This is a genomic window from Vibrio sp. 2130-1 (genome assembly GCF_033339515.1).
Window position 1 is genome coordinate 1 of the sequence record NZ_JAWOUT010000475.1, and the last position, 601, is coordinate 601.

Genomic DNA, 601 nt, shown 5'->3' on the forward strand with positions numbered 1-601 from the left:
ATGAGCATTGCAAACCAAACCCGCTGATTTCGGAAGTGGCCAATAATGGCGCGATTTTGGTGTCTTAAGCTGCTGGATGAAGGTGTGAAGTTGCGCTGCTTTGGCAATAAGTAGTGCACGCAGATTACGCCAATCAGTGTTACAACCATCATGACTTCGATGGCGACATCGACACTAAAGTTATCCGCTAACAAACCGCCGCTAATACGTCCTGCGATACCACCTAATGAGTTTGCTGCAATGTAAGTACCAATGGCCATTGAAAATGCGTGCTTATCAAGTTCTTCTGCCATGTATGCGACGGCAACAGCGGCAAATGCGGCTAAAGCGATTCCGATTAATGCCCGGCATGCCACCAAAAATATAAATGAGTCTCCGAGTAGCATCAACGCAGAAATGGCAGGAATAGAGAACAAGCCAACCATCATCACTGGCTTACGACCGATGGATTCGGACAAGACCGCCATTGGCACCAAACTGAATGAAAGCGCTAACGTTGAGGCGGCAAACAACCAGTTAACCTGCGTTTCTGAAATGGAAAACAGCGTTGCGAAGGTCGGCAGCATAGGTTGTAAAAGGTATAGGTTAGAAAAAACCAAAA

Annotated in this window: 1 protein-coding gene; it reads right to left on the minus strand. The window is 46.8% G+C overall.

Going from position 1 to position 601, the window contains the following annotated elements; genetic code table 11:
• Positions 1 to 601 (minus strand): MFS transporter (locus R7Q09_RS26925; RefSeq protein WP_318144048.1); only part of this gene is annotated, 601 nt, incomplete at both ends.